We start from the raw sequence: 25,133 nt of genomic DNA, 5'->3' as shown, positions 1-25,133 counted from the left end.
CTCCCGGCAGATGCCGGGAGTATTTTTAATAAGCGTACAACCTTCCGTAGGGTCTGTGGGTGTACGGTTTCAGAAGGATGAACTCCTCGCTCAGTATTTCTTCTGGATCGTACTCAAAGAGTCTACAGAATTCTTCGATGTAAGGTCTGATCCGGTTCATGTCCTCTTCAGAAGGCTGGAAGATCTTCACTTCTTTTCCCAGTTTGTGTTCTTCTATGTTCCCTCTCAGAAAGATCTCTCCACCGTGCATTCCCGTTCCAACGTAGTTGCCGGCGATGTTTCCATCTTCATCCTTTTCCAGGCCCAGAACTATGAGCAAGCCTCCTGCCATGTATTCTCCCAGAAAATCCCTTGCAAATCCCCCAATCACGATTACGGGATAGTTCTCCTTGTAGGCCTTCATGTGTATTCCCACACGGTATCCTGCACTTTTTTTTATGTAGATGTGCCCGCCCCTCATGGCGTAACCTATGATGTCTCCCGCGTGGCCATGTACCACTATCTTTCCAGAGTTCATGGTGTTTCCCACGCCGTCCTGAGCGTTTCCATTCACGGTTATTTCGGGGCCATCCATGAAAACACCGAGGTCGTTTCCGGGAACTCCATTTATCTCTATTCGGACCTTCTTTCTGATCCCTGCTCCTATGTATCTCTGACCACAGACGTTATCGAGAACGATCTCCGTTTCTCCGTTTTCTATCGCTTCCCATATCATGTCGTTCAGCTTTTTGTAGTGGAGTCCTTTTGCGTCTATTCTAACCATATCTTTACTTCCCCCTCCAGCATCTTCTTTCTGAACTCCTTCGGCAGGTACACAAGACCGAAGTTTTCGTCGAGAAGTTTGTCTTTGAAAGAAGACACATCCAACTTCTGAAGAATGAGTCCCGTGTAGATTCCTGCCCTGTCTATATCGTTGACAAGGACGGCACCTATGAGTTTATTGTCTTTTATGACCATCTTCTTGTAGGTGTTTCCTTCTTCGTAGGTGAGGATTTCGTACTCATCACCTTCGACGTTGGTGTGTCCAACAGATATGGTGGGAATTCCTGCAAGTTCGACAGAGTTCATGGGAATACCACCGGGGTATCTTACATTTCCTCCTGCCATGTTGTAGCCTGCTACTCTTCCCTGGGCGACGGCAACGGGCCAGATGGCTATCGTCTTTCGCTGGCCGTCGATCAGATCGTAGAACTCTGTACAATCTCCCGCGGCGTAGATATCTTTTTCGCTTGTTTCCATTTTTTCGTTCACCACGATTCCTCTGTTTATTTCTATACCGGAATCTTTGAGAAAATCCACGTTCGGTCTAACACCTATGGCGATGATGAGAAGTCTGGTGGGGATTTCTTTTCCACTTTTCAGGACGACGGAAGAAACTGAGCCTTCACCTTTTACCGCTACGATGGTGTCGTTTGTGATCACATCGCATCCTTCTTTTTTCAAAGCGTTGGTGATGATCTCGGAAGCTTTTTTGTCGAACGTAACAGAGAGAATCCTGTCTGCAAGTTCAACGATGGTCACCTTCACTCCGAGTTCCATCAGAGCCTCTGTTGTTTTGAGACCGATCAATCCTCCACCGAGTACAACGGCTTCTCTCACGTCGTTTTCCTTTATGTATCTTTCTACTCTTTCTTCGTCTTCCCAGGTGGTGAAGGTGAAAACTCCTTCCTTTCCCTCAAGGCCCTCTATCTTCGGAACGAAGGGTTTTCCACCGACGGCAAGAAGGAGTTTATCGTATGCTATCTTTTCCCCCGTGCTGGTTACAACTACCTTTTCTTTGGGAATCACCCGTTCTACCCTGGTGGCAGGCTTTATTGAAACTCCCATTTCCTTCAGGTAGTCCTCTGTTCTGTAGTACATCTTTTCTTCCGTCACTTTCCTTCCAAGGAGGTAGGTGATGAGGGGTCTGGAGTACCCAACGTACTTTTCCGCTGTGGTGAGGAGAATCTCTCCGTCTTTGTCGAGTTCTCTGATCGCCTCTATCGCATTCAAACCGGCAGGTCCTGAGCCAATCACAACGTACCTCATCCTCTCACCTCAACAAGAACAAGGGCTTCGTTCGGGCATCCTTCGACACAGGCAGGAGTTCCTCTGTCGATGCAGAGATCACATTTGGAAGCCACTTTCTTTTCTTTTGTGCTTCTTCTCACCGCACCGAACGGACATGCCATGACACACATCCAGCATCCAACGCACTTTTCCTGGTTCACTTTTATGGCACCTGTCTCTGGATCTCTGTGCATCGCCCCTGTCATACAGGCTTTCAAACAGGAGGGATCATCACAGTTTCTGCATTGAAGGGCAAAAGTAATGTAATCGTGCTCTTCTACGATCACGTTTGGTTCAGGAAGTTCCGGGACGTATCTGTAAATCTTTATCAGGTTTCCCGTTCCCACCTGTGCGGCAACACAGTTTATCTCACAGAGTTTACAGCCCATACAGTACTCTTCTCTGATGAGAATTCTCCTCACAGTTATCACCACGCCTCTCCCGCGGGTTTGATTCCAAGGAGTTTCAGTTCGTACTCGTGCAGTCCAACTCCCCTGAGTGCCTCTCTGTTGCCCCTGAGGGATTCTATGGCGTTGATTCCCATTCCACCCAGGATTTCTTTTATTTCGTGAGCCCAGGCCCTCAGAAGGTTTGCCGCCCTCCTTGCTCCTATCTCCGGGTTGAGCCTCTTTGTGAGTTTCGGATCCTGAGTGGCTATACCCCAGTTACACTTTCCAAGGTAACACGTCTGGCAGAGATGACAGCCGAGGGCAACCAGTGCCGCTGTTCCTATGTAGACTGCATCCGCTCCAAGCGCGATCGCTTTGATAACATCCGCACTGTTTCTGATACCTCCTGCCACAACGATCGATGCCATGTGTCTTATTCCCTCTTCTCTGAGTCTCTGATCGACCACAGCGATGGCAAACTCTATGGGAATTCCCACATGATCCCTCGTCACCTTGGGGGCGGCACCCGTTCCTCCCCTGATACCGTCTATCACGATGTAGTCTGCTCCCGCCCTGACCATACCGGCTGCTATGGGAGCCACGTTGTGCACCGCCGCGATCTTGACGCCGACAGGTTTTTCGTACCTTGTGGCTTCTTTTATGGCATAGATGAGCTGTCTGAGGTCTTCTATGGAGTAGATATCGTGGTGTGGGGCAGGAGATAAGGCATCGGTCCCAACGGGTATCATTCTGGTCTCCGAGATGGGTTCTGTGACCTTCTCACCGGGAAGGTGTCCCCCGATTCCCGGTTTTGCACCCTGTCCTATTTTTATCTCGACAGCTGAACCTGCGTTCAGATAATCCGCACTCACACCGAAACGACCGGAGGCAACCTGAACTATCATGTTGTCTTTGAACTCTCTGAGTTCCTTCGGAAGGCCACCTTCACCTGTGTTGAAGAAGGTTCCAATCGTTCTTGCTGCCCTCGCCAGAGACAGAAGGGCGTTCAGACTGATCGAACCGTAGGACATAGCGGTGAACATAACAGGAACTTCCAGTTTCAACTGGGGAGCTATCTCTGTTTTGAGGGCCACGTTTCCTTCTCCGTCTTCTTCTATCTCCAGTTTTGCCTCTTTTCTTCCTATGTAGGTTCTGATCTCCATTGGCTCTCTGAGAGGATCTATCGATGGATTCGTCACCTGACTTGCGTTGAGAACGATCCTATCGAAGTAACTGAAGTACGGTCTGTCGTTTCCCATACTGGTGAGCAGAACCCCGCCGGTGTCTGCCTGTTTCATGATTCCGATCAGGTGTTCTGGCGTCCAGTGCGCAAGAGGCCTGATGTCGAAATTGTTCCTTCGAACCGTTATGGCCTCTGTCGGGCATATGGCTTCACAGAAGTGACATCCAACACACTTGTAATTTTCCGTGTAGACCCTGTTGGCGTTCTCATCGTAGTAGTTTGCCCCATAGGAGCACACTCTGACACAGGCAAGGCATCTTATGCACTTGTAATCATCGCGTTCCACAACAAATTCCGCTGGGACTTTTCTCTTAGCCATTCTCTCCCTCCAATGCCACCCGGACTTTTTCGGTGGATTTCAGGACTCCCACAACGGGTTCACCCGCCTTGGGAGCCCACACCTCATCTGGTTCGGGGCAAACAACCCTTATGGCGGATTCTTCGGAGGCAATGTAGAGGAAATCATCTTTCGTGGCAGCCACGAGGGGTCTGAGTTTTATCCTGTCGTTCAGCCCCATCATCATGTTGCTGTTTGCAACAATGATGGCAAAGGGGCCGTTGAGAAGGGCTCCACCGTAGTTCATCCTCAGGGCAGTGTAGAGTTTTCTCTCTTCTTCTGGCATGAGGTCTATGTCTTTCCACAGAGGAGCAGCGAGTATTTTTGCAGTGATTTTGGGACTGTATCCGAACCTTCTCATGAACAGGTCCACAAGATACGCCACAACTTCGGTGTCCGTCATGAGGGTACATTTGTAACCGTACGCTTCCAGAAATCTTCTGTTTATACCGTAGGACGAGATCTCCCCGTTGTGCACAACCGTCCAGTCGAGGATTCCGAAGGGATGCGCTCCACCCCACCATCCAACGGTGTTCGTGGGGAACCTGTTGTGGGCAGTCCAGATGTAGCCCTTGTACTCATCGATTCTGTAAAAGTCGGCGATGTCCTCAGGGAAGCCCACACCTTTAAAGACTCCCATGTTCTTTCCACTGGACATAACAAAGGCACCCTTGATTTTCTCGTTTATGAACATCACCGTATCGACGACAAAGTCTTCTTCGGTGAAACCCTCTGGTATGCTCTTTGGTTTCAGGAAGTATCGCCAGAGGATGTGGACTTCCTTGATATGGGGATTCTTTCTGGTGGGGATGGGTTCACTTTCGATGATCTCGTAGTGGGATTTTATGTACTCTTCTGCATTTTTCTTGTCCAGTTCACTGTCGTAGAGCATGTGAAAGCAGTAAAAATCTTTGAGTTCTGGGTATATGCCGTAGGCGGCGTAACCTGCTCCGAGGCCGTTTCCCCTTTCGCGCATCAAAGCCATTGTTTCAACAATTGTGCTTCCGCTGAATCTCTTTCCGGATGTGTTCATTATTCCAGAGACACCACACGCGGATGGAACTTTAAAATCCCTGTCGGGTATCAAACGAGGGAGGTCATAGGGCAAGGCATTCACCTCCTAGCGAACGGAAAGGCATGAATATGAAATCTTGTGTATAACATTTATACCATAGAGGAGTTCTATTTGCAATAAACGTAGCATAAATTTTTCATTTGAGAAATGTAGGGTGAGATTGTGAAAAATGGCCGTAAATATTCCAAATACAGCATAAAAATAAAAACGATATGTGGATACAAAAACAGGGGATGCTACTGCATCCCCTTGACTCTGGCTGGGAGGGGAGGACTCGAACCTCCACCAGCGGATCCAGAGTCCGCCGTCCTACCGTTAGACGACCTCCCAAACTCCTGCTTTCTTATTATACACCAGAGGTAATGAGATTTCAAGGGAGGGAATTTCCACGACTTTTTCACGTTCAAACTGATAAAATCTTCATATCGGGGTGATAGAATGAGAGTTCTCCTTGTGGAAGACGAAAAGGATCTTGCAGATCTGATCGCCGAGGCTCTGAAAAAAGAGATGTTCACCGTTGATGTCTGCTACGACGGTGAAGAGGGAATGTACATGGCTCTAAACGAAGACTTCGATGTGGTGATTCTGGATGTGTTGCTTCCCGTTCACGATGGCTGGGAGATCCTGAAGGCTATGAGGGAAAAGGGTATAAACACTCCCGTTCTGATGCTCACAGCCCTTTCGGATGTGGAGTACCGGGTGAAAGGCCTCAACATGGGAGCCGATGATTATCTTCCAAAGCCCTTCGATCTCAGAGAACTCATTGCTCGGGTGAAGGCCTTGATCAGAAGGAAGGCAGAGAACAAAAATGTCAAACTGGTTTGTGGAGACCTGATTCTGGATACGGCTACCAGGAAGGTCTTCAGAGGAGGAAAAGAGATCGATCTTACAAAGAAGGAGTACCAGATACTGGAGTACCTCATGATGAACAAAAACAGGGTGGTTACAAAGGAGGAACTGCAGGAGCACCTCTGGAGTTTTGATGACACCGTCTTTTCCGATACGCTCAGAAGTCACATCAAGAACCTGAGAAAAAAGATCGACAGGGGCTTCAAAAAGAAGATAATCCACACTGTGAGGGGAATTGGTTATGTCGTCCGTGATGAATGAGAAGAAGGCTTTCAGAAAAACTCACCTTACATGGACTCTCATCTTCACGCTTTCCATCGTCTTTGTTGTTGCGGTGGTTGCGGGGGCCGTTTTCATGGTTGAAAAGAACAGAATCACCAGACAGTTCGATGGTGATCTTGTGAGAACCGCTGAGTTCATCGAAAAAAGACTCAGCGCTCCAGGCATGATGGGAATGCTTCGGATGATGAAAGGAATGCCTCCCCTTTTTGTCCCACGAGGTGAGGCCTTTCAACTTCTTCTCTCATCAGGTGAGGTGTTTCTGGAAGTTGGAGAACAACTCGACACTCCTGAAATGCCTGTGAAGGAGGGATTTTCCACAGAGGGAAACTACAGGGTGTTTACAAAGAAGATCGATCTGGGAGACACCACCATATTTCTGAGGGTGGGAAAAGACATATCGGATCTTATGGAGCGTAGCAGAAGGCTTCTGTCTATGTACCTTCTTTTGATTGTTTTCACGGCGGGTGGCGCCTGGATATTCGGGTATTTCATTTCGAAACTGGCACTTCTTCCTGTGAAAAATGCCTACGATAGTTTGAAAAGGTTTTCGATGGACGCCTCTCACGAGTTGAAAACACCACTTTCCGTTTTGAAGACCAGCCTCGATGTGTTGAAGTACCAAGATGTGCCTGAAGAGGTGAAGAATAAGCTTTCGATCATGGAAAAGAACGTGGAGAAGATGAGAAAACAGGTTGAACAACTCCTTCTTCTTGTGAAAAGTGGTGAGATGTTCAAAGACACTGTGAAGGAGAGAATAAACCTGAAGGTGTTTCTGGAAGAACTGGTAGAAGCGTTTGCACCGAAGGCAGAAGCAAAGAATTTGAAACTCAAGATCGAGTGTCCGGATGATCTTTTTGTGGAGACGGAAAAGGACGTCCTGAGGGTTGTGCTGGAAAACCTGATAGACAACGCCATAAAGTTCACAGAAAAAGGGGAGGTGATCGTCGGTGCCGTTAGTGACGGTAGAGTAACGATATACGTGAAGGACACAGGACCTGGAATTCCGAAGAAGGAGCAGAAAAAAATCTTTGAGAGGTTCTACAGGATCTCTCGAAACACGGAAGGATCGGGCCTTGGCCTTTCTATAGTGAAGGAACTCGTCGCAAGGTTGAAGGCAAAGATAGTTCTGGAGAGCGAGGAAGGAAAGGGTAGTACTTTCAAGATCATTTTTTGAGGGCGTTATAGCAATCCCGGCAGACTGCTATGTACTTTTCCTGGCCGCCGACATCGATCTCTTCTTCACCACCGGCTATTTTCAGTGTGAGTGTGGCGCTGTACTCACCGCATCTCTGACAGACTGCCTTCTTCTTTATCACGGTGTCTGCAAGGCTCAAAAGCATGGCTGTAGTTTCGAACGGGTTTTGTTTGTGGGTGAGATCGAGTCCTGCACAGAAGACGTCTATTCCTCTGTTCAGAAGTTCCCTCACCACGTCAAACAGATCGCGGCTGAAAAACTGCACCTCGTCTACGAACACTCCCCTTGTTTCTTCGTCGATGTATTTCCACATCTCCTCAGGTCGTTCCACAGTGAACGCTTCTACACCATCACCAGAGTGGGATACGATCTTCGTTGAGTGATATCTGTTGTCGATTTTCGGTTTGAAAACCGCAACCTTTTTTCTTCCCAGCCTGTATATTTCCACAAAAGAGAGAAGTTCTGTTGTTTTTCCAGAGTACATTGGCCCTGTGATCACGGTGAGTTTTCCGGACACGTCGATCCCTCCCCAACGATTATACAACTCTTCGTGTTAACACTCTGCCCACCCAAACTGAAACATTCTCATAATTGACGGCACCTTTTGAGGCTGATACTATTAAAGCATATAAAAGACATCCAGAGAATTTTTCCCGGAAATCCACAACAAAATATCCAACCATATATGGGGTTCGTGCCCTCAGAAGGCGGACCTCATAGGGTATTTGTTTTTTGCGTTTCTAAAAAGAAGTTATTTATATTCACATTGATATATAAATCAACACTATTAGGAGGAGGTGTTCTCATGCGGAGGAAGTTTCTCTTTTTGATGCTCGCCTTTGTTCTGCTCTCCCTTGGTTTCGCTCAGGACGGCAGTGTGGATGTTGGTTGGTCTCTGGACATGGTCTGGCTTCTTGTCTCTGCAGCACTGGTCTTTTTCATGCAGGCAGGTTTCGCCATGGTAGAGTCAGGTTTCACTCGTGCAAAGAACACGGTGAACGTCGTCATGAAGAACCTCATGGATTTTTCGATCGGGTCTGTGGTTTACTTTTTGTTTGGTTACTGGATCATGTTCGGCACACATCCTCTCACTTTTGACCCTTCCATGAAAGAGGGTTTGTGGGAATTTGCCATGTGGATGTTTCAGATGGCCTTCGCTGGAACGGCAGCAACGATCGTGTCAGGAGCGATGGCGGAGCGCACCAAATTTTCCGCATACCTTGCCTACACGGGTTTCATAACGGGTATCATCTACTCGGTCGTTGGAAGGTGGATATGGGGTGGTGGATGGCTTGCCCAGAGAGGCTTCATCGATTTTGCGGGTTCTACCGTTGTTCACTCTGTCGGTGGCTGGGCTGCCATGATAGGTGCTGCCCTTCTTGGCCCCAGGTTTGGAAAATACGACAGTCAGGGAAATCCCAGGCCCATTCCTGGTCACAACATTCCCCTTGCGGCACTCGGAACCTTCATTCTCTGGTTTGGATGGTTCGGGTTCAATGGAGGAAGTACCCTTGCCGGAACGAACGGTGCAATAGGGATGATCATACTGAACACCAACCTCGCTGCTGCTGCCGGTGCGCTCGCCGCGATGATCACCGTGTGGATGAGATATGGAAAGCCAGATGCGAGTATGACGATGAACGGTGCTCTGGCTGGTCTTGTCGCCATCACCGCACCGTGTGCTGTGGTGTCTCCCGTGAGTTCACTGATCATAGGAGCGATCGGAGGTGTGATAGTTGTCTTCGCCGTTGAATTCTTCGACAAGGTTTTGAAGATCGACGATCCCGTTGGTGCCATATCCGTTCACGGTGTCAACGGTGCATGGGGAACGCTCGCCGTGGGGCTTTTTGCGGAGAGTAAGTATGCTCTCGCAAGTGGGATGGGGGATGTGCAAGGTCTCTTCTTCGGAGGAGGAGTACACCAACTTGGAGTGCAGTTTCTGGGAGTTATCAGTGTGTTCGCCTGGACTGTTGCGACCAGTTTCCTCGTGTTCTGGTTCATCAAGAAAACCATCGGTTTGAGGGTGGACAGAGACACAGAACTGAAGGGGCTGGACATAGACGAACACGGTATGGAAGGGTACGCCGACTTTGAAATCTTCACAACAAGATAAAGGAGGTGGCAGCATGAAACTGATCATAGCCGTTATACAGCCCCACAAATTACCGGATGTGAAAAAGGCACTCTTCGACGCTCAGGTCTACAAGATGACCGTGATGAACGTTCTTGGATGCGGGCAGCAAAAGGGCTACACAGAGACATACAGAGGTGAAATAGAAGAAGTGAACCTTCTTAAGAAAGTGATGCTTCTCATAGCGGTCAACGAAGATTTTGTTGAACCAACCATTGAGGCGATTCAAAAGGGAGCAAGAACAGGAAACATAGGAGACGGAAAGATTTTCGTTCTGGACCTTCTGGACTGTATCAGAATCAGAACGGGGGAGAGAGGACGGGAGGCCATAGGGTAAGGTTTCTTTTCGGGAGGAGACACCTCCTCCCCTTTTTCCCGTCCTCCTCGTATGATGTCCGGGATTGAAATTATACTACAGAGAGCGAGGGCATGTGAAGCCCTCGCTTTTGCTGTGATACAATCTCATAAGGGTGAGCGTGTGAAAGGCAGACTGGAAGAGTACCTGAACAACCTGAAAGTGGAGAAAAAGCCCGACGATAGAGAGTCCTGGGACTCTTACTTCATGAGAATCGCCAGGATGGTCAGCGAAAGATCCACATGCTTCCACAGAAAAGTGGGAGCCGTGATTGTGAAAGACCACCGAATCCTCGCCACAGGATACAACCAGCCTCCCTCGAAGTTTCCTCACTGCAACGAAGTGGGATGTATTCGTGATGATCTTGGAATAAATTCCGGAGAGCACCAGGAGATATGCTACGCACTCCATGCAGAGCAAAATGCCCTCATGCAGGCTGCAAAGTTTGGAATTGCTGTGAACGGTGCCACCATCTACGTGACGCACAAGCCTTGCTCCATCTGTGCAAGGCTTCTTGTGAACGCCGGAATAAAGCGTGTAGTCTATGAGAAAGACTACCCAGACCCTTTGACGGATTTCTTCTTCAAATTCACGGGTGTGGAAAGTGTTCGCTTCGAAGGTGATCAGAGGTGAAAACCAATAGGCTCATTTCCTATTTGAGACCCGGCAGATGGCCCAGTGTCTGGTGTCCGGGTTGTGGAAACGGGATCGTTCTGAGGGCATTTCTCGAAGCGGTTGACGCCCTTTCTCTTCCCAAAGAAAAAGTCGCCGTTGTCTCAGGGATCGGTTGTTCCTCCAGGGCAACAGGGTATCTTGATTTCAACACATTGCACACCCTCCACGGAAGGGCGATTGCGTTCGCAACTGGTGTGAAACTGGCAAAACCGGATTTCGAAGTGGTGGTCATGGGGGGAGACGGAGACATCGTATCCATAGGAGGGAACCATTTCATACACGCCTGCAGAAGAAACATAGATATAACCGTCATCGTCTTCAACAATATGATCTACGGTATGACGGGAGGTCAGGTCTCCTCCACCACTCCCATCTATCACCAGACTTCCACCACACCGATGGGATCTTTTGTAGAACCACTCGATGTGGTTGAACTGGCCCTTTCAGCCGGAGCCACTTTCGTTGCAAGAAGCACCGTGTACCATTATGATCACCTCGTCGAGATCCTGAAAAGAGCCCTCAAGCACAGAGGAATATCCGTGGTCGATGTTCTGACGAACTGTCACACTTATTTTGGAAGGTACAACGGAATGCCAGAACCCTACCAGATGATGGAATACTTCAAGAACAACACCTGTTTCCTCGAGCGACCTCAGGAGGGTAAAATAAAGATAGGAGTCTTCCGGGACGAGGAAAAAGAGGATTTCCTGACGGTTTACAGGCGGTTGACAAGGCGAGAGGGTGCGATGGAATGACAGAGCCTGTTTCTATCAGAATAGCGGGAATCAGTGGGCAGGGAAACATCCTCGCTGGTTTGATTCTCTCAAAGGCCCTCGTTTATGAAGGAAAGTGGGTTGTTCAGACGCAGTCCTACACCGCCCAGGTGAGGGGCGATGTGAGTCATTGCGACGTCCTTTTCGACGACAATCCCATAGATTACCCGGAGGCCGAATACTTCGATGTTCTGTGTGTGATGCACCAGAAGGCGATGGACGAACTTCATCGCTCGCTCAAGGTGAACGGGGTACTGATTCTGGATCAAACACTGGTGAAGAACATCCCAGATTTTGTGAAACGAATCACCCGAAAGATACTGTTTGTTCCTGCAACAGAGAAATCCATATCGAATTTCAAAACCCCTCTGGTTTCCAACATGATAATGGTGGGAGTTCTTGCGAAGGTTTGCAACATAGTGAAATTGGAATCTCTGAAAAGATCGTTGAGAGACTATGTGAAAAGACCCCTTTGGGAGATGAATTTGAAAGCCTTGGAGATGGGTTACAGCATGTTTGACAAACAGTTCAAAGTAAAGACAGAGAGGGTGTGGAAAAGACTTGCGGCGGGATTCGAATAATATCCTGAAGTCCTTCAGAAATGCCTTCGAAGGTATAGAAAGTGCCTTAAGACTTGAGAGGAATCTCAAGATACATTTCTTCATAGGAATCGCTGTGGCCGTTTTTTCTCTTTTTTTGCCCTTGAGTGAGAAAGACCTGCTGTGGGTGTATTTTGCTATCTTTTCGGTCATAGGTGCAGAACTTCTGAACACGGTTATCGAGAAGTTTCTCGATCTGTTCTTCGAGGACTACAGTGAATCTGTGAAACTGGTGAAGGATATAGCGGCTGGATTCGTTCTCTGGTACTCTCTGTTTTCCGTGGTCGTGGGAATTTTGATACTGGGAAGGGCTCTTTTTTCGTGGTCTCCATCCTTTGCTAAGTTCTTTGTCTCTGGAGTTCTGATATTCTTCCCATTATTCTCCGTTTTTGTGAGGAGGTATAGGAATGTCGGAAAAAACGATAAGAGTTCTGGTGGTAGATGATTCCGCCTTCATGAGGATGGTTTTGAAGGATATCATAGATTCTCAGCCCGACATGAAGGTGGTGGGATTTGCCAAAGACGGGCTTGAAGCCGTCGAAAAAGCCATCGAGTTGAAACCAGATGTGATAACTATGGACGTTGAGATGCCAAACTTGAACGGTATAGAGGCCCTGAAACTCATAATGAGAAAGGCACCGACCCGTGTCATAATGGTGAGCAGTCTCACCGAAGAGGGTGCCGCTATCACAATCGAGGCCCTCAGAAACGGTGCAGTTGACTTCATCACCAAGCCTCATGGATCAGTTTCTATGACCTTCAGACAGGTTGCACCGGAACTTTTGGAGAAGATCAGACAGGCCATGAATGTGGATCCACGAACGCTTCTTTTCAGGCCGAAGGTTTCACGCCTCACCATTAACAAACCCGCTGTGAGCGGAAAGATAGTAGTTATCGGTTCTTCGACGGGAGGTCCCAGATCCCTGGACATGATCATTCCTAACCTCCCAAAGAACTTTCCTGCTCCGATCGTTGTTGTACAGCACATGCCACCTGGTTTTACAAAATCGCTTGCAATGAGACTCGACAGTTCTTCAGAACTTTCTGTGAAGGAAGCAGAAGAGGGTGAAGAACCAAAGCCAGGCTACGTCTACATTGCTCCTGGAGATTACCATCTTGGATTGAAAGTTCAAAACGGCAGGGTTTCTTTTTACCTAGACAGGTCTGATAAAATAAACAACGTGAGACCGTCAGTGGACTTCACCCTCGACAAGGCAGCGGAGATCTACAAATCCAAGACGATAGCGGTCATTCTCACGGGGATGGGAAAAGATGGAACCAAGGGTGCCTTCAAAGTCAAATTCTACGGTGGAAAGGTGATAGCGGAAGATAAAGAAACGTGTGTTGTTTTTGGGATGCCAAAGTCGGTGATAGAGGAGGGATACGCAGATTACGTCCTTCCAGCGTACAAGATCCCGGAAAAATTGATAGAACTCGTGTGAAAGGATGGGGAGAATGAAAAGGAGAGTCATTCTTTTTCTTCTTGCTTTAACGCTTGCTGCCTGTGGGTTTTCGTCTTATTTTTTAGTGCACTATAGAGTTCAGAAAAACGATACACTGTACAGTATCTCTTTAAATTTCGGTGTTTCACCCTCTCTCATCCTTGATTGGAACCCTGGGGTCACTCCTGCAAGTCTCAGAGTGGGACAGGAGATCGTTATACCCCAGCCTCCCGGTTATCTGTATACAGTGAAGAAGGGAGACACTCTAGACTTGATTGCAAAGAGGTTTTTCACCGTGGCCTCTTTGATAAAAAAAGCAAATAATTTAGAATCAGACATCATCTACACAGGGCAGAAACTTTTCATACCCGAGAGTATCATAGGAACGGCATTCAACGACGAAAAGTTTTTCATATGGCCCGTCTACGGTACCATTTCCTCTGGATTTGGCTGGAGGATACATCCCATCACTGGAAAGTACTCATTTCACTCGGGAATTGACATAGCGGCACCGGAGGGAACACCCATCTTTGCTGCAGAGAGCGGAATAGTTGAATTTGCCGGAGAAAACAGTGGATACGGTCTCATGATAAAGATAAAGTCTTCCTCGTACGAGCACGTGTACGGACATCTTTCTCAGATAGATGTTTATGAAGGCCAGTTTGTGAAGAAGGGTCAGATCATAGGACGGGTTGGAAACACGGGTTTGAGTACTGGACCACATCTTCACTTTGAAGTCAGGGTGAATCAAAAAGCCACAAATCCCATGAACTATCTGCCAAGCAGGATCTGGGTGCTGAAGAAAGAACTCATAGGTGTAGGTGGAGAATGAAGATACTGGTCAGTGCATGTCTTCTCGGTCTTCCTACCCGATACGACGCCCGTTCTAAGGAAAACAAGAAAGTTCTGAAACTTCTGGAAAAACACATCATCATTCCCGTGTGCCCGGAGCAACTGGGTGGCCTTCCCACGCCACGTCCTCGATGTGAGATCCTCGGAGGACACGGCTGGACTGGAAATGAGCGTGTTGTTGACGAACTCGGAAACGACAGGACGGAAAATTTCCTCAGGGGAGCGGAGATCACCCTCCAGATCGCCCGCCTTTTAAACGTGGATCTTGCCATTTTGAAATCAAAGAGTCCCTCCTGCGGGAAAAACTTTGTCTACGATGGATCTTTTTCTGGAAGGCTTGTTCCGGGGAAGGGTGTCACAGCCTTTCTGCTGGAAAAAAACGGGTTGAAAGTCTTCGAGGAAAACGAAGTATTCGTGAATAACAATGATCTTCTTTGAAAATAGTCCCTTTCAGGCGATTGTTTTCTTTTGATGAAAGGAAACGTTTGTTTCTTACTCTTTTCTTATTTTTCTTTGTATTGACAAATTGATTATAATATGGTTGGTTAGTAAATGAAAACAAACCTACTGGGGGATTCCAATGCTGGGCGAGGTCGAAAGAAGGATTCTTCAGACGATCAAAGACAAAGGACAAATATCGAGGGTGGAGATAAGCAAGATTCTGAACATCAGCAAACCCGTGGTATCTCAAGCTGTGAGCAGGTTGATCGAACTGGGATTTGTGAAAGAAACGGGTAAAAAGGAAAGCTCTTCAAGAGGTGGTAGAAGACCAGTTTTGCTTTCTTTTGTTCCTGAAAGCAGATACGTTGTGGGAGTGGACGTTGGAGGCACGAAGATCGATGCCGTTCTCACCGATCTGAATGGTAGCATCCTGAAGAAAGAACACGTCGTTCTTCCTTCTGACCTAGACAAGGAAAAGCTTTTTGAGGAGATAAAAAGGGTTATGAAACCACTTCTCAAATACGACAAAATTTTGGGAATCGGAATAGGAATCCCGGGAACGGTTGATGAGAATCAACTGATAAAGCGCATACCTGCATTCAACATCACAAACTGGAATCTGAAAAAGGAACTGGAAAGTTTTGCTGGATATCCTGTCTTCATCGAAAACAACGCAAATCTCGATGCCTTCGCAGAGACCAGAGTGGGTGCAGGGAAGGGTTACAGATGTGTGTTTCTCATATCCATAGGCTGGGGTATCGGCTCTGGGATCGTTTACGAGGGAAGGATCTTCAGGGGAGCGCGGGGAAAAGCAGGTGAGTTCGGCCACATGATAACAGACTGGACGGTGGACAAAACCGTAGTGCCAGAGAAAGGTTTTGGTCATCTCGAAGAGTGGTTCTCCGGTTACTCTCTGAAGAAGAAATTTAGAAAACCCATTGAGACGGTGTTTGAGCAGAATCCAGAGGAATTGAGAGAAAGTCTGGAACACCTTGGAGTTGCGATAGCAAATACCACTGTGATACTCGATCCGGACGTGGTGATCATAAAGGGAGGAATAGGGTTTCACCAGTTCGACAGGATAGCACCCATTGTGAAATCGATCGTAGAGCGAACAGTTCCAAAAGATATCCTGGAAGATATCGTCATTAAAAGAGGAGAAATAGAAGAGTATGGAGTTGCAATCGGTGGAGCCCTGTATGTGATCGAAAATGTTCTGGGATTGAAATGAAGGGGGTGATTCTATGAAGGCGGTGAGGCTTCATGCAAAGTGGGATCCAAGGCCTGATTTCAAACTGGGGCCCAAGGATGTTGAAGGAAAACTTACCTGGCTTGGAAGCAAGGTGTGGAGATATCCGGAGGTGCGAGTTGAAGAAGTCCCGGAGCCAAAGATCGAAAAGCCCACAGAGATCATCATCAAAGTGAAGGCCTGCGGGATCTGTGGCAGTGACGTTCATATGGCCCAGACCGATGATGAAGGCTACATTCTTTACCCTGGTCTTACTGGTTTTCCCGTCACTTTGGGCCACGAGTTTTCCGGAGTTGTGGTGGAGGCAGGACCGGAGGCCATCAACAGAAGAACAAACAGAAGATTCGAGATCGGAGAGCCCGTCTGTGTAGAGGAAATGCTCTGGTGTGGTCACTGCAGGCCCTGTGCTGAAGGCTTCCCAAACCACTGCGAAAACCTGAACGAACTGGGATTCAACGTCGATGGAGCTTTCGCAGAGTACGTGAAGGTCGATGCCAAATACGCCTGGAGCCTCAGAGAACTGGAGGACAGGTACGGTGACAGACTCTTTCTTGCAGGAAGTCTCGTGGAACCCACCTCCGTTGCTTACAACGCTGTAATTGTGAGAGGAGGTGGAATCAGGCCTGGAGACAACGTGGTGATACTCGGAGGAGGTCCTATAGGACTTGCAGCCGTTGCGATTTTGAAACACGCAGGAGCAGCGAAAGTGATCCTGTCAGAGCCTTCCGAAACTAGAAGAAACCTTGCCATAGAGCTGGGAGCAGATCACGTGATAGATCCCACAAAGGAGAACTTCGTGGAAGCGGTGCTTGATTACACGAACGGTCTTGGAGCAAAGCTTTTCCTCGAAGCGACAGGTGTTCCTCAGATCGTCTGGCCACAGATAGAAGAGGTAATCTGGAGAGCCCGCGGTATAAACGCCACCGTGGTGATCGTGGCAAGAGCCGACGCGAAGATACCTCTCACTGGGGAAGTGTTTCAGGTCAGAAGGGCACAGATCGTGGGATCTCAGGGACACTCTGGTCATGGTACCTTCCCGAGGGTGATCAGTCTCATGGCCTCCGGGATGGACATGACCAAAATCATCTCCAAGACCGTTACCATGGAGGAAATACCTGAGTACATAAAGAGGCTTCAAACCGACAAGTCCCTGGTGAAGGTTACCATGGTGAACGAGTGAGGTGAGAGTTATGGGTAAGTGGCAGATACCACCTGAGGGAGGTCACATGGAAAGACCAACGGGTGTCTATTATCAGACGATGACGATGAAACAGATAAAGGAAAGACTAAAGGAATGTGACCTCATAATAATCCCTGTGGGAAGCACGGAAAACCACGGACCAAATGCACCAACAGGAGAAGATACCTTCCTCGTCACGAGGATGGCCGAGCAGGTCGCATTGAAAACAGGTTGTACAGTCGCAGAGCCCATCTGGTATGGATACCATCCGTACCACCACATAGGAATGCCAGGAACGGTTCCAGTAAAAGATGAGGCGTTCATAGACTATCTTGTGAGCGTCATAGCAGGATTCTGGAACACTGGTTTCAGAAAGCAGATCCTTCTGAACGGCCATGGCCAGGAGTTCGTGATTCCTGTAGCCATTCACAAGTTCGCAAAGATTTTCCAGGTTCCTGCCATCATCATCAATCTGAACTGGTATCACGCCATACAGGACAAGTTCAAGACGAAGGAAGAAGGCGGCCCCTACGAAACACCGTTCATTCACGCAGACGAAGTGGAGACGTCATGGAGCCTTGCGCTCTTTCCGGAACTCATGCACCAGGAATGGGCTGTCGACACAGAGCCGAAAGGGTTCCTACCGGAAGGACACATAGACAAGGCGGGAAATCTCCTTCACAGACCCATTGCATGGTACGGACACGTAGGGGGAGGTCCCATAGAGGTTGTGGCGTATCCTGAGGGGGTTGTAGGAAAGGCAACCCTTGCGTCTGCGGACAAGGCCAAGGAAGGAGTTGAAGCCCTTCTGGATTACCTGGAAAAACTCGTGAGGGACATCATGGAAAGGTTCCCGCCGGGGAAACTGCCACCTGCGGAGATGCTGTCTCAGAGGCCAAAGGAAGAACTCGATGCACTCACAAAAGAGCCACTTACGGAAGGCTGGAGGAATCTCTACACGGCTGGGAACCTGTGGGGATGAGACCGTGAAACTTGGAATAATCGGTCTGGGGCGCATAGGAACGATACATGCCGAAAACGCAAAACTCCTGGAAGACGTGGAACTGGTGGCGGTGTCCGATATAAGGATTGAAAGAGCAAAGGAAGTGGCCGAGAAGTTGAAGGTGAAAAAGGTCTTTGCCAGCCCGGAGGACCTCATACGTGATCCAGAAGTGGAAGCGGTGATGATCTGTTCCAGTACCAACACGCACGCACCACTTGTCCTTGAATGTGCCAGAGCAAGAAAACACGTGTTCTGCGAGAAACCCCTCTCCCTGGATCTGGTGGAAGTGGACAGGATGATAGAGGCAATGAAAGAGGCTGGAAGGATCCTCTTTGTTGGATTCAACAGAAGATTCGACAGGAATTTCAAAAAGGTAAAAGAAGCAGTAGAGGAAGGAAAGATAGGGACACCCCATGTTTTGAAGATAACGAGCCGGGATCCTGAGCCACCCCCGATAGAGTACGTGAAGGTCTCAGGAGGAATATTCCTCGACATGACCATACACGACTTCGATATGGCGCGCTACATAATGGGTGAGGAAGTGGAAGAGGTCTACGCCAGTGGATCTGTGCTTGTGGACGAGGAGATAGGAAAAGCAGGGGACGTGGACACAGCCGTGGTCGTTCTGCGTTTCAGAAGCGGGGCTCTCGGGGTGATAGACAACTCCAGAAAGGCTGTTTATGGTTACGATCAGAGACTGGAGGTCTTTGGAACAAAAGGGAAAATCACCGTCGACAACATCAGAGAAGACACCACCATGCTCACAGATGAACAGGGTGACCACGGTTCGAAGTATCTCTACTTCTTCCTGGAAAGGTACAGAGAGTCGTATCTGGAAGAGTTGAAAACGTTCGTTAAAAACGTAGCAGAGAACGAACCACCGGCCGTGAGTGGAGAGGACGGGAGAATGGCTCTTCTGCTGGGATACGCTGCAAAGAAATCTCTGGAAGAAAAAAGGGCCGTGAGATTGGAAGAGGTGATTCCATGATCACCTTCATTGGACACGTGTCGAAGGACATCAACGTGATACATGGAAAAGAGGAAACAGCGTACGGTGGAGGAGTGGTGGCTGGTTCTATCACCGCAGCTCTTCTTGGGGTGAAAGCGAAGGTGGTTACAAAGTGTGCAAGGGAAGATATCGTACACTTTGAGTTTTTACGTGAAAACGGAGTTGAAGTGGTCTTTCTGGAAAGTACCAGGACAACCAGCATAGAGAACAGGTATGGAACCAGTCCAGACGAAAGGGAAAGTTTTCTGATTTCGGCAGCTGATCCGTTCACAGAGGAGGATCTTCTGCACGTTGAAGGAAAGGTTTGCCACGTGAATCCCCTGTGGTACGGTGAGTTTCCAGAAGAGCTCATAACAAAATTGCGCGAAAAGGTGGATTTTCTATCTGGAGACGCACAGGGTTTTGTCAGAGCCCCAGAAAACGGAAAACTCGTCTACAGAGACTGGAGAAAAAAAGAACACCTGAGATTTTTTGATCTCTTCAAGGTCGATATCAAAGAAGCAGCGGTTCTGACAGGAACAAAGGATCTAAAAGATGCGTGTAGAATCATCGGCTCCTTCGGGACCAGGATTGTACTTGCAACTCACTCCGCCGGTGTTCTTGTGTTCGATGGAGAGTTTCATGAAGCACCCTTTGAAGGATGGACTCTGGAGGGGCGAACAGGAAGAGGCGACACGTGTACAGCCGCGTTTCTCGTTGCTTTTCTCTTCAAAGGAATGAGTGTGGATGAGGCCACACGGTTTGCAGCAAGGGTTACTTCTGTTAAGATGAGACATCCAGGACCTTTGAGGAGGGATGATGTTGAAACTCTCTCTGGTAATCAGCACCTCTGATGCTGCCTTTGACGCACTGGCTTTCAAAGGAGACCTGAAAAAAGGAATGGAACTTGCAAAAAGAATCGGCTATCAGGCGGTGGAGATCGCTGTCAGAGACCCATCTGTTGTGGACTGGAACGAGGTGGCCAGGCTTTCAAAAGATCTGGGACTTCCCGTCTGTGCCATAGGAACCGGTCAGGCCTTCCTCGCTGATGGGCTTTCTCTAACACATCCGGATGAGAAGATCAGAAAAAGGTCGATCGAGAGGGTCAAGAAACATGCGGAAGTTGCAGAGTCATTCGGAGCATTTGTTATCATCGGTCTTGTTCGTGGAAAAAGGGAAGGAAGGCCATATCGAGAGGTAGAAAAACTCTTCCTTGAAAGTATGAACTCTTTACTGAGCGATACAAAAGAAGTGAGATTCGTCATAGAGCCTCTCAACAGGTACGAGACAGATTTCATAAACACCGTTGAAGAGGCACTGAGGGTGATTGAAAAAATCAACTCTGACAGGGTGGGAATTCTCGCAGACACCTTCCACATGAACATAGAGGAGGTAAACATTTCAGAGAGTCTGAAAGTAGCGGGAAAGAAACTGTACCACTTCCATGTGGCAGACAGCAACCGATGGGCACCGGGATGCGGACACTTTGATTTTGAAAGCACTTTCAAAACCCTGAAAGAGATTGGCTACGATGGATACATCTCCGTTGAGTGTCTTCCTCTTCCGGGAGGGATGGAAAAGGCTGCGGAGGTTGCCTTCAGGACTCTAAAAGAACTAATTGTTAACTTGTAGTAACACAATGAGGGCAGTCTTGATTAATGATAAACAGGACGATTGCTCATACTCTTTAGTTGTGGGAGTAAAAATCAACCTGAGATGGCTTTTCTATTACAATGGGTAGCACTGCACCTGATCTTCCGAGCCTACAGGAAAGAAATTTGATGTTTTTTAACGGAAATTGAAAAAATAGTGATAAAATTAATAAAACGGGGGGTGAAAGTATGAGAAAGCTTCTACTTGTGATCATCTTGACCATAGGTCTTTTGATGTTCGCAGAAGAGATCACCATCACCGCGTGGACCGTGGGACCCGATAATCCATCTTACTACAGGTTTGACAATCTGAAAACAGCTGCAGAGAGGCTGAACAAGATTCTGAAGGACCTTGGAGTCGATCTCACCGTCAAAGTCGATGGCTACTTTGATACGACGGATTGGAGTTCTTTCAAGCAGAAGGTTGTCTTTGGAATCAAGTCTGGTCAGGTAGTGGATATCATCTGTTCGGGACACGACGACATAGGAGCCTGGGCGAAAGCGGGTTACATCATTCCTCTAGACGACTACGTGAAGAAGTACTGGGACGAGGAGTACTATGACTTCATTCCATCGCTCTGGGAGGCTACCAAGTACAAAGGAAAGATCTACGGAATCCCACAGGACACAGAAGCAAGACCTTTCTACATCAACAAGCAGGTCTTGAAAAAACTCGGCTGGTCGGATGAAGAAATCAACTCTCTGCCAGACAGGATCGCCAGGGGAGAGTTCACCTTTGAAGACTTCATTGAAGTGGCAAAAGAAGCCGTTGAAAAGGGTCTTGTGGAGTGGGGACTCTACCACAGACCGAAAGCAGGTATCGACTACTACCAGCTCATGATCAGCATGGGTATCGACTTCTACGATGAGGAAAAGGCTGTGTTCGTTTACAACGTAAAAGAGATGAAAGACTACTTCAAGCTCCTCTACGACCTTGCGAACACCTACAAGATTCTTCCAAAGAACATGATAGGAACACCGTGGACCTCTGTTCACAAGGATGTCACGAGCGGAAAGGTCCTGGCATGGATGGGTGGTACATGGAACTGGGCTGAATGGAAGAAAGATTACGGAAAGACAGAGGAAGAACTGCAGGACATGTTCATCCTCGCTCCTGTTCCGAAGTTCAAAGGCAGAGGAAGGCCGAACACCCTGTCCCATCCAATCGTTTACATGATCCCGAGCACGAGTAAATACCCAGACATTGCATTCTTGCTCATAACCTTGGCTTCTGCACCGGAACTCAACATGAGACACGCCATTGAGAGCGGGCACCTGCCGATCAGATGGCAGCAAACGGTGCTTCCTGAGTACACCAAGGAATTTATCATGGTGGAAGGAACGAAGCTTTTGCCGTACTCCGGTTTCATTCCAAACGATGACATGTTCAACCTCTACAACCAGATCATCTTCGAAGGAATGCAGATGGCCGAAAGCGGTATGGATCCAGAGAAGGTGGCAGAAGACGTTGCAAAAAGGCTGAAGTCCCAGCTGAAAGATAGGGTTGTGATCGTGGAGTGAGGGGGTTTCCCTCACTCCTTTTGTGGGGTGAACAGGGTGAAAAGACTGAAGCCGTTACTTTTGCTTTTTCCTCTTCTTGCCTTTGTGGTCATCTTCTTTGTGATCCCTGTTGTTCTCACCGTAGTGATCGCGTTCACAGACATGGACTATTCGTTCGTATGGAATTTCGTGGGGTTTCAGAATTTCAGGGATATTTCCACGGATTTCATTATTCCACGTGTGATAGCGAACACCTTCATATACACTTTCGGTACGTTGGGACTTTTCAACCTTGGAACGGCCCTTCTTATTTCACTTCTCACAACGTCGATCAGCGATAGATGGGGTAACTTCTTCAGGACTCTCTGGATGCTTCCAAGACTCACGCCGTCTGTTGTTTATGGACTCCTCTGGCTCTGGATGTTCGATCCCACAGAGTACGGACTTGTGAACTTCATACGGGGACTCTTCGGCCTTCCTCCACAGGACTGGCTTCACAGTGCTCCTATGTGGATGGTGATCTTCGCAAACGGTTTCATAGGTGCTTCGATGGGGATGCTTGTCTTCACAGCGGCGATAAAATCCATACCAGAAGATTACTACAGGGCAGCCCGTATCGATGGAGCGAGTTGGTTTATGGTGGTGAGGAGAATCACCCTTCCTCTGATAAAGTGGCATCTTCTCTTCGTGACTGCATACCAGACACTTTCCCTTCTTGCCTCTTTTGAATACATACTCATCATCACGGACGGTGGACCCGTTTACAGAACAGAGGTGTGGGCACTCTACACGTACCACAACGCCTTTTCACACTTCAGATTCGGCTACGGTGCAGCCCTTTCGATCATCCTCGTTATCATAGGTGTGGTTTCTGCTCTTGTCTACATGAAGTTCTTCGGTTTTGAATCTCTCATGGAAAAACCGAAGGTCGAGGTGGAATGATGAAACTCTCGTTCTGGCAAAAAAATTCGGAAAAAATCAGAAATTTTGTGATAATCCTCGTGCTTTTTCTCATAACCTCACCGATTCTGGTGGGGTACGTCTGGCTCATTCTGAGATCTTTCAGCGAGGATCTGGTGAACGGCTTTGTCCCCACGAAGCTCACCCTGAAAAACTGGAGATTCCTCTGGCAGGAGATCAAGGGATATCCGAACATCTGGCAAACCACGCTGAACACCGCTCTGCTAGCACTCGGTGTGATGGGAATTGAGGTGTTGATCACAAGCCTTGGTGGGTATGCACTCTCAAGGTACGATTTTCCTGGAAGGTCCTCTATGATGAAGTTCATTCTTGCACTTCATGCTTTTCCGGCAATATCTCTCATGACAGCTGTGTTTTACCTCCTCTGGACGCTTAGACTGCTGGATACCCTCTGGGGAGTGATACTCCTCAAAGCCTCTCTGGAAGTGCCGTGGGGCACCTGGATCATGAAGGGGTTTTACGATGGTATTCCCTGGGAACTCGAGTGGGCAGGTCTTGTTGATGGCTACAGCAGATTCGAGGTGTGGAGAAAGATTCTTCTTCCACTTGTAAAACCAGGGATCGCCGTTACGGCCATCTTTGCTTTCCTTTCCGGATGGTCTGAATTTGTTTTTGTGAACACCTTCATCTTCTCGCAGAACCTGTGGACGCTCTCAAAGTACGTGAAGGGATTCATCGGAGACTACAGATTCGCAGACTACGGGCTTGTGACCGCCGTGGGGTTGTTCTACATGATACCAACGATCATCTTCTTTTTCTTCGTCAGCAAACACATGATAAAACTGACCATCGGGGGAGTGAAGGGATAATGCCCAGCATCAAAGTTGTGAATTTGAAGAAGTATTTTGGGAAAGTGAAAGCGGTTGACGGTGTGAGTTTTGAAGTGAAGGATGGAGAGTTCGTTGCGTTGCTTGGCCCGTCTGGCTGTGGCAAAACCACCACTCTTCTGACGCTTGCCGGTATATACAGACCCACGTCTGGTGAGATATATTTCGATGATGTTTTGGTCAACGACGTTCCACCGAAATACAGAGAAGTGGGGATGGTTTTCCAGAATTATGCACTCTATCCTCACATGACCGTTTTTGAAAACATCGCCTTTCCCCTGAGAGCAAGAAAAATGCCAAAAGAGGAGATAGAAAAAAGAGTCGTTGAAATCGCTCGAAAACTCCTCATAGACAATCTTCTTGAAAGAAGACCTTCTCAACTCTCCGGTGGTCAACAGCAGAGGGTAGCACTTGCAAGGGCACTGGTGAAGCAACCGAAGGTACTCCTTTTCGATGAGCCTCTCTCGAATCTCGATGCGAATCTGAGGATGCTCATGAGGGCAGAGATCAAGCATCTTCAGCAGGAACTCGGTATTACCTCTGTCTATGTGACGCACGACCAGGCAGAGGCGATGACGATGGCGTCGAGAATAGCGGTCTTCAACCAGGGAAAGCTCGTTCAGTACGGAACACCAGATGAGATATACGAGAATCCGAGGAACATGTTCGTTGCCTCATTTATAGGTAATCCCCCGACGAATTTCCTGAAGGGTTTTTCTGTGGAGGTGGAAAAAGGACAGACCATCCTGAAAAGAGACGATGTGGTTTTGAAGATTCCAAAAGAGTTAGAAACGAACCTGAAAGAGGTGGTCGTTGGTATAAGACCGGAACACTGTGAAGTGGTTCATAACAAACAAGAGAACGCAATCCCTGGCACTGTTTATGTGGTCGAGCCCCTTGGGAGGGATATAATAGTGAACGTGCAAACTGACAGGGGAGAACTCGTGAAAGTGTTTGGAGACCCGGCGAAGATCCCCTCTGTTGGAGAAAAGGTGTTTCTTGTTCCGCACTTGGAGAAGATTCATCTTTTCAACCCGGAAACGGAGGAGACGATCTTATAAAAAAG

At 48.1% G+C, this 25,133-nt stretch carries 27 protein-coding genes and 1 tRNA gene; 21 read left to right on the top strand and 7 right to left on the bottom strand.

Annotated elements, in window-relative coordinates; translation table 11 throughout:
* Nucleotides 1–25: 25 nt before the first annotated feature.
* The 6 genes from TRQ7_RS02835 to TRQ7_RS02810 all read right to left on the bottom strand — a co-directional run bounded on the left by TRQ7_RS02835 (nucleotide 26) and on the right by TRQ7_RS02810 (nucleotide 5,423).
* On the bottom strand, nucleotides 26–763 hold the full coding sequence (locus tag TRQ7_RS02835; protein ID WP_015918780.1) for a hypothetical protein: 738 nt from the start codon (nucleotides 761–763) through the stop codon (nucleotides 26–28).
* The gene (locus TRQ7_RS02830; RefSeq protein WP_041843954.1) at nucleotides 751–2,028 is read right to left on the bottom strand and encodes an FAD-dependent oxidoreductase; all 1,278 of its coding nucleotides are present in this window, start codon (nucleotides 2,026–2,028) and stop codon (nucleotides 751–753) included. Before TRQ7_RS02830 ends, TRQ7_RS02835 begins: the two co-directional genes overlap by 13 nt.
* Nucleotides 2,025–2,480, bottom strand: coding sequence for a 4Fe-4S dicluster domain-containing protein (locus TRQ7_RS02825; protein ID WP_052472221.1), 456 nt, complete (start codon nucleotides 2,478–2,480; stop codon nucleotides 2,025–2,027). The genes TRQ7_RS02830 and TRQ7_RS02825 overlap by 4 nt, the downstream gene beginning before the upstream one ends.
* Nucleotides 2,477–4,000: a glutamate synthase-related protein gene (locus TRQ7_RS02820; protein ID WP_015918777.1), complete on the bottom strand. Its 1,524-nt coding sequence runs from the start codon at nucleotides 3,998–4,000 to the stop codon at nucleotides 2,477–2,479. Before TRQ7_RS02820 ends, TRQ7_RS02825 begins: the two co-directional genes overlap by 4 nt.
* On the bottom strand, nucleotides 3,993–5,126 hold the full coding sequence (locus tag TRQ7_RS02815; RefSeq protein ID WP_041437420.1) for a glutamine amidotransferase family protein: 1,134 nt from the start codon (nucleotides 5,124–5,126) through the stop codon (nucleotides 3,993–3,995). The genes TRQ7_RS02820 and TRQ7_RS02815 overlap by 8 nt, the downstream gene beginning before the upstream one ends.
* Before the next feature lie 223 nt (nucleotides 5,127–5,349).
* A tRNA-Gln gene (locus tag TRQ7_RS02810) sits at nucleotides 5,350–5,423 on the bottom strand.
* Between the two features lie 108 nt (nucleotides 5,424–5,531).
* Here TRQ7_RS02810 and TRQ7_RS02805 point away from each other — a divergent pair.
* Together TRQ7_RS02805 and TRQ7_RS02800 are read left to right on the top strand one after the other, a co-directional pair.
* Nucleotides 5,532–6,203, top strand: coding sequence for a response regulator transcription factor (locus tag TRQ7_RS02805; protein ID WP_038066450.1), 672 nt, complete (start codon nucleotides 5,532–5,534; stop codon nucleotides 6,201–6,203).
* Nucleotides 6,184–7,398 carry a HAMP domain-containing sensor histidine kinase gene (locus TRQ7_RS02800; protein WP_041843953.1) on the top strand — a complete coding sequence of 405 codons (1,215 nt, stop codon included), beginning with the start codon at nucleotides 6,184–6,186 and terminating at the stop codon, nucleotides 7,396–7,398. The genes TRQ7_RS02805 and TRQ7_RS02800 overlap by 20 nt, the downstream gene beginning before the upstream one ends.
* Here TRQ7_RS02800 and TRQ7_RS02795 read toward each other — a convergent pair.
* Complete coding sequence (locus tag TRQ7_RS02795) at nucleotides 7,388–7,936, bottom strand: thymidine kinase (protein WP_038066445.1); 549 nt, start codon at nucleotides 7,934–7,936, stop codon at nucleotides 7,388–7,390. The genes TRQ7_RS02800 and TRQ7_RS02795 overlap by 11 nt on opposite strands.
* A 288-nt stretch (nucleotides 7,937–8,224) precedes the next feature.
* Here TRQ7_RS02795 and TRQ7_RS02790 point away from each other — a divergent pair, with 288 nt between their 5' ends.
* From TRQ7_RS02790 to TRQ7_RS02700, 19 genes are all read left to right on the top strand, one after another.
* Nucleotides 8,225–9,532 (top strand): ammonium transporter, encoded by a 1,308-nt coding sequence (locus tag TRQ7_RS02790; RefSeq protein WP_041843952.1) that lies wholly within the window; start codon nucleotides 8,225–8,227, stop codon nucleotides 9,530–9,532.
* Nucleotides 9,533–9,545: 13 nt separating this feature from the next.
* Nucleotides 9,546–9,887 (top strand): P-II family nitrogen regulator, encoded by a 342-nt coding sequence (locus TRQ7_RS02785; protein WP_041843951.1) that lies wholly within the window; start codon nucleotides 9,546–9,548, stop codon nucleotides 9,885–9,887.
* Nucleotides 9,888–10,028: 141 nt separating this feature from the next.
* Nucleotides 10,029–10,538, top strand: coding sequence for a cytidine/deoxycytidylate deaminase family protein (locus tag TRQ7_RS02780; protein WP_038066434.1), 510 nt, complete (start codon nucleotides 10,029–10,031; stop codon nucleotides 10,536–10,538).
* Entirely contained in the window at nucleotides 10,535–11,335 is an 801-nt protein-coding gene (locus TRQ7_RS02775) for a 2-oxoacid:ferredoxin oxidoreductase subunit beta (protein WP_041843950.1), read from the top strand. The genes TRQ7_RS02780 and TRQ7_RS02775 overlap by 4 nt, the downstream gene beginning before the upstream one ends.
* A complete protein-coding gene (locus TRQ7_RS02770) occupies nucleotides 11,332–11,934 on the top strand; it encodes a 2-oxoacid:acceptor oxidoreductase family protein (RefSeq protein ID WP_015918768.1) in 603 nt (200 codons plus the stop codon). The genes TRQ7_RS02775 and TRQ7_RS02770 overlap by 4 nt, the downstream gene beginning before the upstream one ends.
* Nucleotides 11,915–12,397 (top strand): diacylglycerol kinase family protein, encoded by a 483-nt coding sequence (locus TRQ7_RS02765; RefSeq protein WP_038066432.1) that lies wholly within the window; start codon nucleotides 11,915–11,917, stop codon nucleotides 12,395–12,397. The genes TRQ7_RS02770 and TRQ7_RS02765 overlap by 20 nt, the downstream gene beginning before the upstream one ends.
* Nucleotides 12,360–13,394: a chemotaxis response regulator protein-glutamate methylesterase gene (locus TRQ7_RS02760; RefSeq protein ID WP_041843949.1), complete on the top strand. Its 1,035-nt coding sequence runs from the start codon at nucleotides 12,360–12,362 to the stop codon at nucleotides 13,392–13,394. The genes TRQ7_RS02765 and TRQ7_RS02760 overlap by 38 nt, the downstream gene beginning before the upstream one ends.
* Nucleotides 13,395–13,407: 13 nt before the next feature.
* Nucleotides 13,408–14,226, top strand: a complete 819-nt coding sequence (locus TRQ7_RS09900; protein WP_038066430.1) for a M23 family metallopeptidase — start codon at nucleotides 13,408–13,410, stop codon at nucleotides 14,224–14,226.
* Nucleotides 14,223–14,684, top strand: coding sequence for a DUF523 domain-containing protein (locus TRQ7_RS02750; RefSeq protein WP_015918764.1), 462 nt, complete (start codon nucleotides 14,223–14,225; stop codon nucleotides 14,682–14,684). Before TRQ7_RS09900 ends, TRQ7_RS02750 begins: the two co-directional genes overlap by 4 nt.
* A 142-nt stretch (nucleotides 14,685–14,826) precedes the next feature.
* Nucleotides 14,827–15,918, top strand: a complete 1,092-nt coding sequence (locus TRQ7_RS02745) for an ROK family transcriptional regulator (protein ID WP_011943143.1) — start codon at nucleotides 14,827–14,829, stop codon at nucleotides 15,916–15,918.
* Between the two features lie 13 nt (nucleotides 15,919–15,931).
* Nucleotides 15,932–17,116 carry a scyllo-inosose 3-dehydrogenase gene (gene iolM / locus TRQ7_RS02740; protein WP_011943142.1) on the top strand — a complete coding sequence of 395 codons (1,185 nt, stop codon included), beginning with the start codon at nucleotides 15,932–15,934 and terminating at the stop codon, nucleotides 17,114–17,116.
* 10 nt (nucleotides 17,117–17,126) lie between these two features.
* Complete coding sequence (iolN, locus tag TRQ7_RS02735; protein WP_008191988.1) at nucleotides 17,127–18,098, top strand: 3-dehydro-scyllo-inosose hydrolase; 972 nt, start codon at nucleotides 17,127–17,129, stop codon at nucleotides 18,096–18,098.
* Nucleotides 18,099–18,102: 4 nt separating this feature from the next.
* The gene (gene iolG, locus TRQ7_RS02730; protein WP_008191990.1) at nucleotides 18,103–19,107 is read left to right on the top strand and encodes an inositol 2-dehydrogenase; all 1,005 of its coding nucleotides are present in this window, start codon (nucleotides 18,103–18,105) and stop codon (nucleotides 19,105–19,107) included.
* Nucleotides 19,104–19,961, top strand: coding sequence for a PfkB family carbohydrate kinase (locus TRQ7_RS02725; protein ID WP_008191991.1), 858 nt, complete (start codon nucleotides 19,104–19,106; stop codon nucleotides 19,959–19,961). The genes iolG and TRQ7_RS02725 overlap by 4 nt, the downstream gene beginning before the upstream one ends.
* Nucleotides 19,930–20,739 carry a 5-keto-L-gluconate epimerase gene (iolO, locus tag TRQ7_RS02720; protein ID WP_041843948.1) on the top strand — a complete coding sequence of 270 codons (810 nt, stop codon included), beginning with the start codon at nucleotides 19,930–19,932 and terminating at the stop codon, nucleotides 20,737–20,739. Before TRQ7_RS02725 ends, iolO begins: the two co-directional genes overlap by 32 nt.
* 209 nt (nucleotides 20,740–20,948) lie before the next feature.
* The gene (locus tag TRQ7_RS02715; RefSeq protein WP_041843947.1) at nucleotides 20,949–22,280 is read left to right on the top strand and encodes an extracellular solute-binding protein; all 1,332 of its coding nucleotides are present in this window, start codon (nucleotides 20,949–20,951) and stop codon (nucleotides 22,278–22,280) included.
* A 36-nt stretch (nucleotides 22,281–22,316) separates the two neighbouring features.
* Complete coding sequence (locus TRQ7_RS02710; protein WP_144399070.1) at nucleotides 22,317–23,201, top strand: sugar ABC transporter permease; 885 nt, start codon at nucleotides 22,317–22,319, stop codon at nucleotides 23,199–23,201.
* Nucleotides 23,198–24,049 carry a carbohydrate ABC transporter permease gene (locus TRQ7_RS02705; RefSeq protein WP_015918758.1) on the top strand — a complete coding sequence of 284 codons (852 nt, stop codon included), beginning with the start codon at nucleotides 23,198–23,200 and terminating at the stop codon, nucleotides 24,047–24,049. The genes TRQ7_RS02710 and TRQ7_RS02705 overlap by 4 nt, the downstream gene beginning before the upstream one ends.
* A complete protein-coding gene (locus TRQ7_RS02700; RefSeq protein WP_041843946.1) occupies nucleotides 24,049–25,128 on the top strand; it encodes an ABC transporter ATP-binding protein in 1,080 nt (359 codons plus the stop codon). Before TRQ7_RS02705 ends, TRQ7_RS02700 begins: the two co-directional genes overlap by 1 nt.
* Nucleotides 25,129–25,133 lie beyond the last annotated feature (5 nt).

The sequence above is a fragment of the Thermotoga sp. RQ7 genome, assembly GCF_000832145.1.
In the GTDB taxonomy this organism is placed as follows: domain Bacteria; phylum Thermotogota; class Thermotogae; order Thermotogales; family Thermotogaceae; genus Thermotoga; species Thermotoga neapolitana.
The sequence above is the reverse complement of the archived record's forward strand: the minus strand, read 5'-3'. Positions and strand labels throughout refer to the sequence as shown.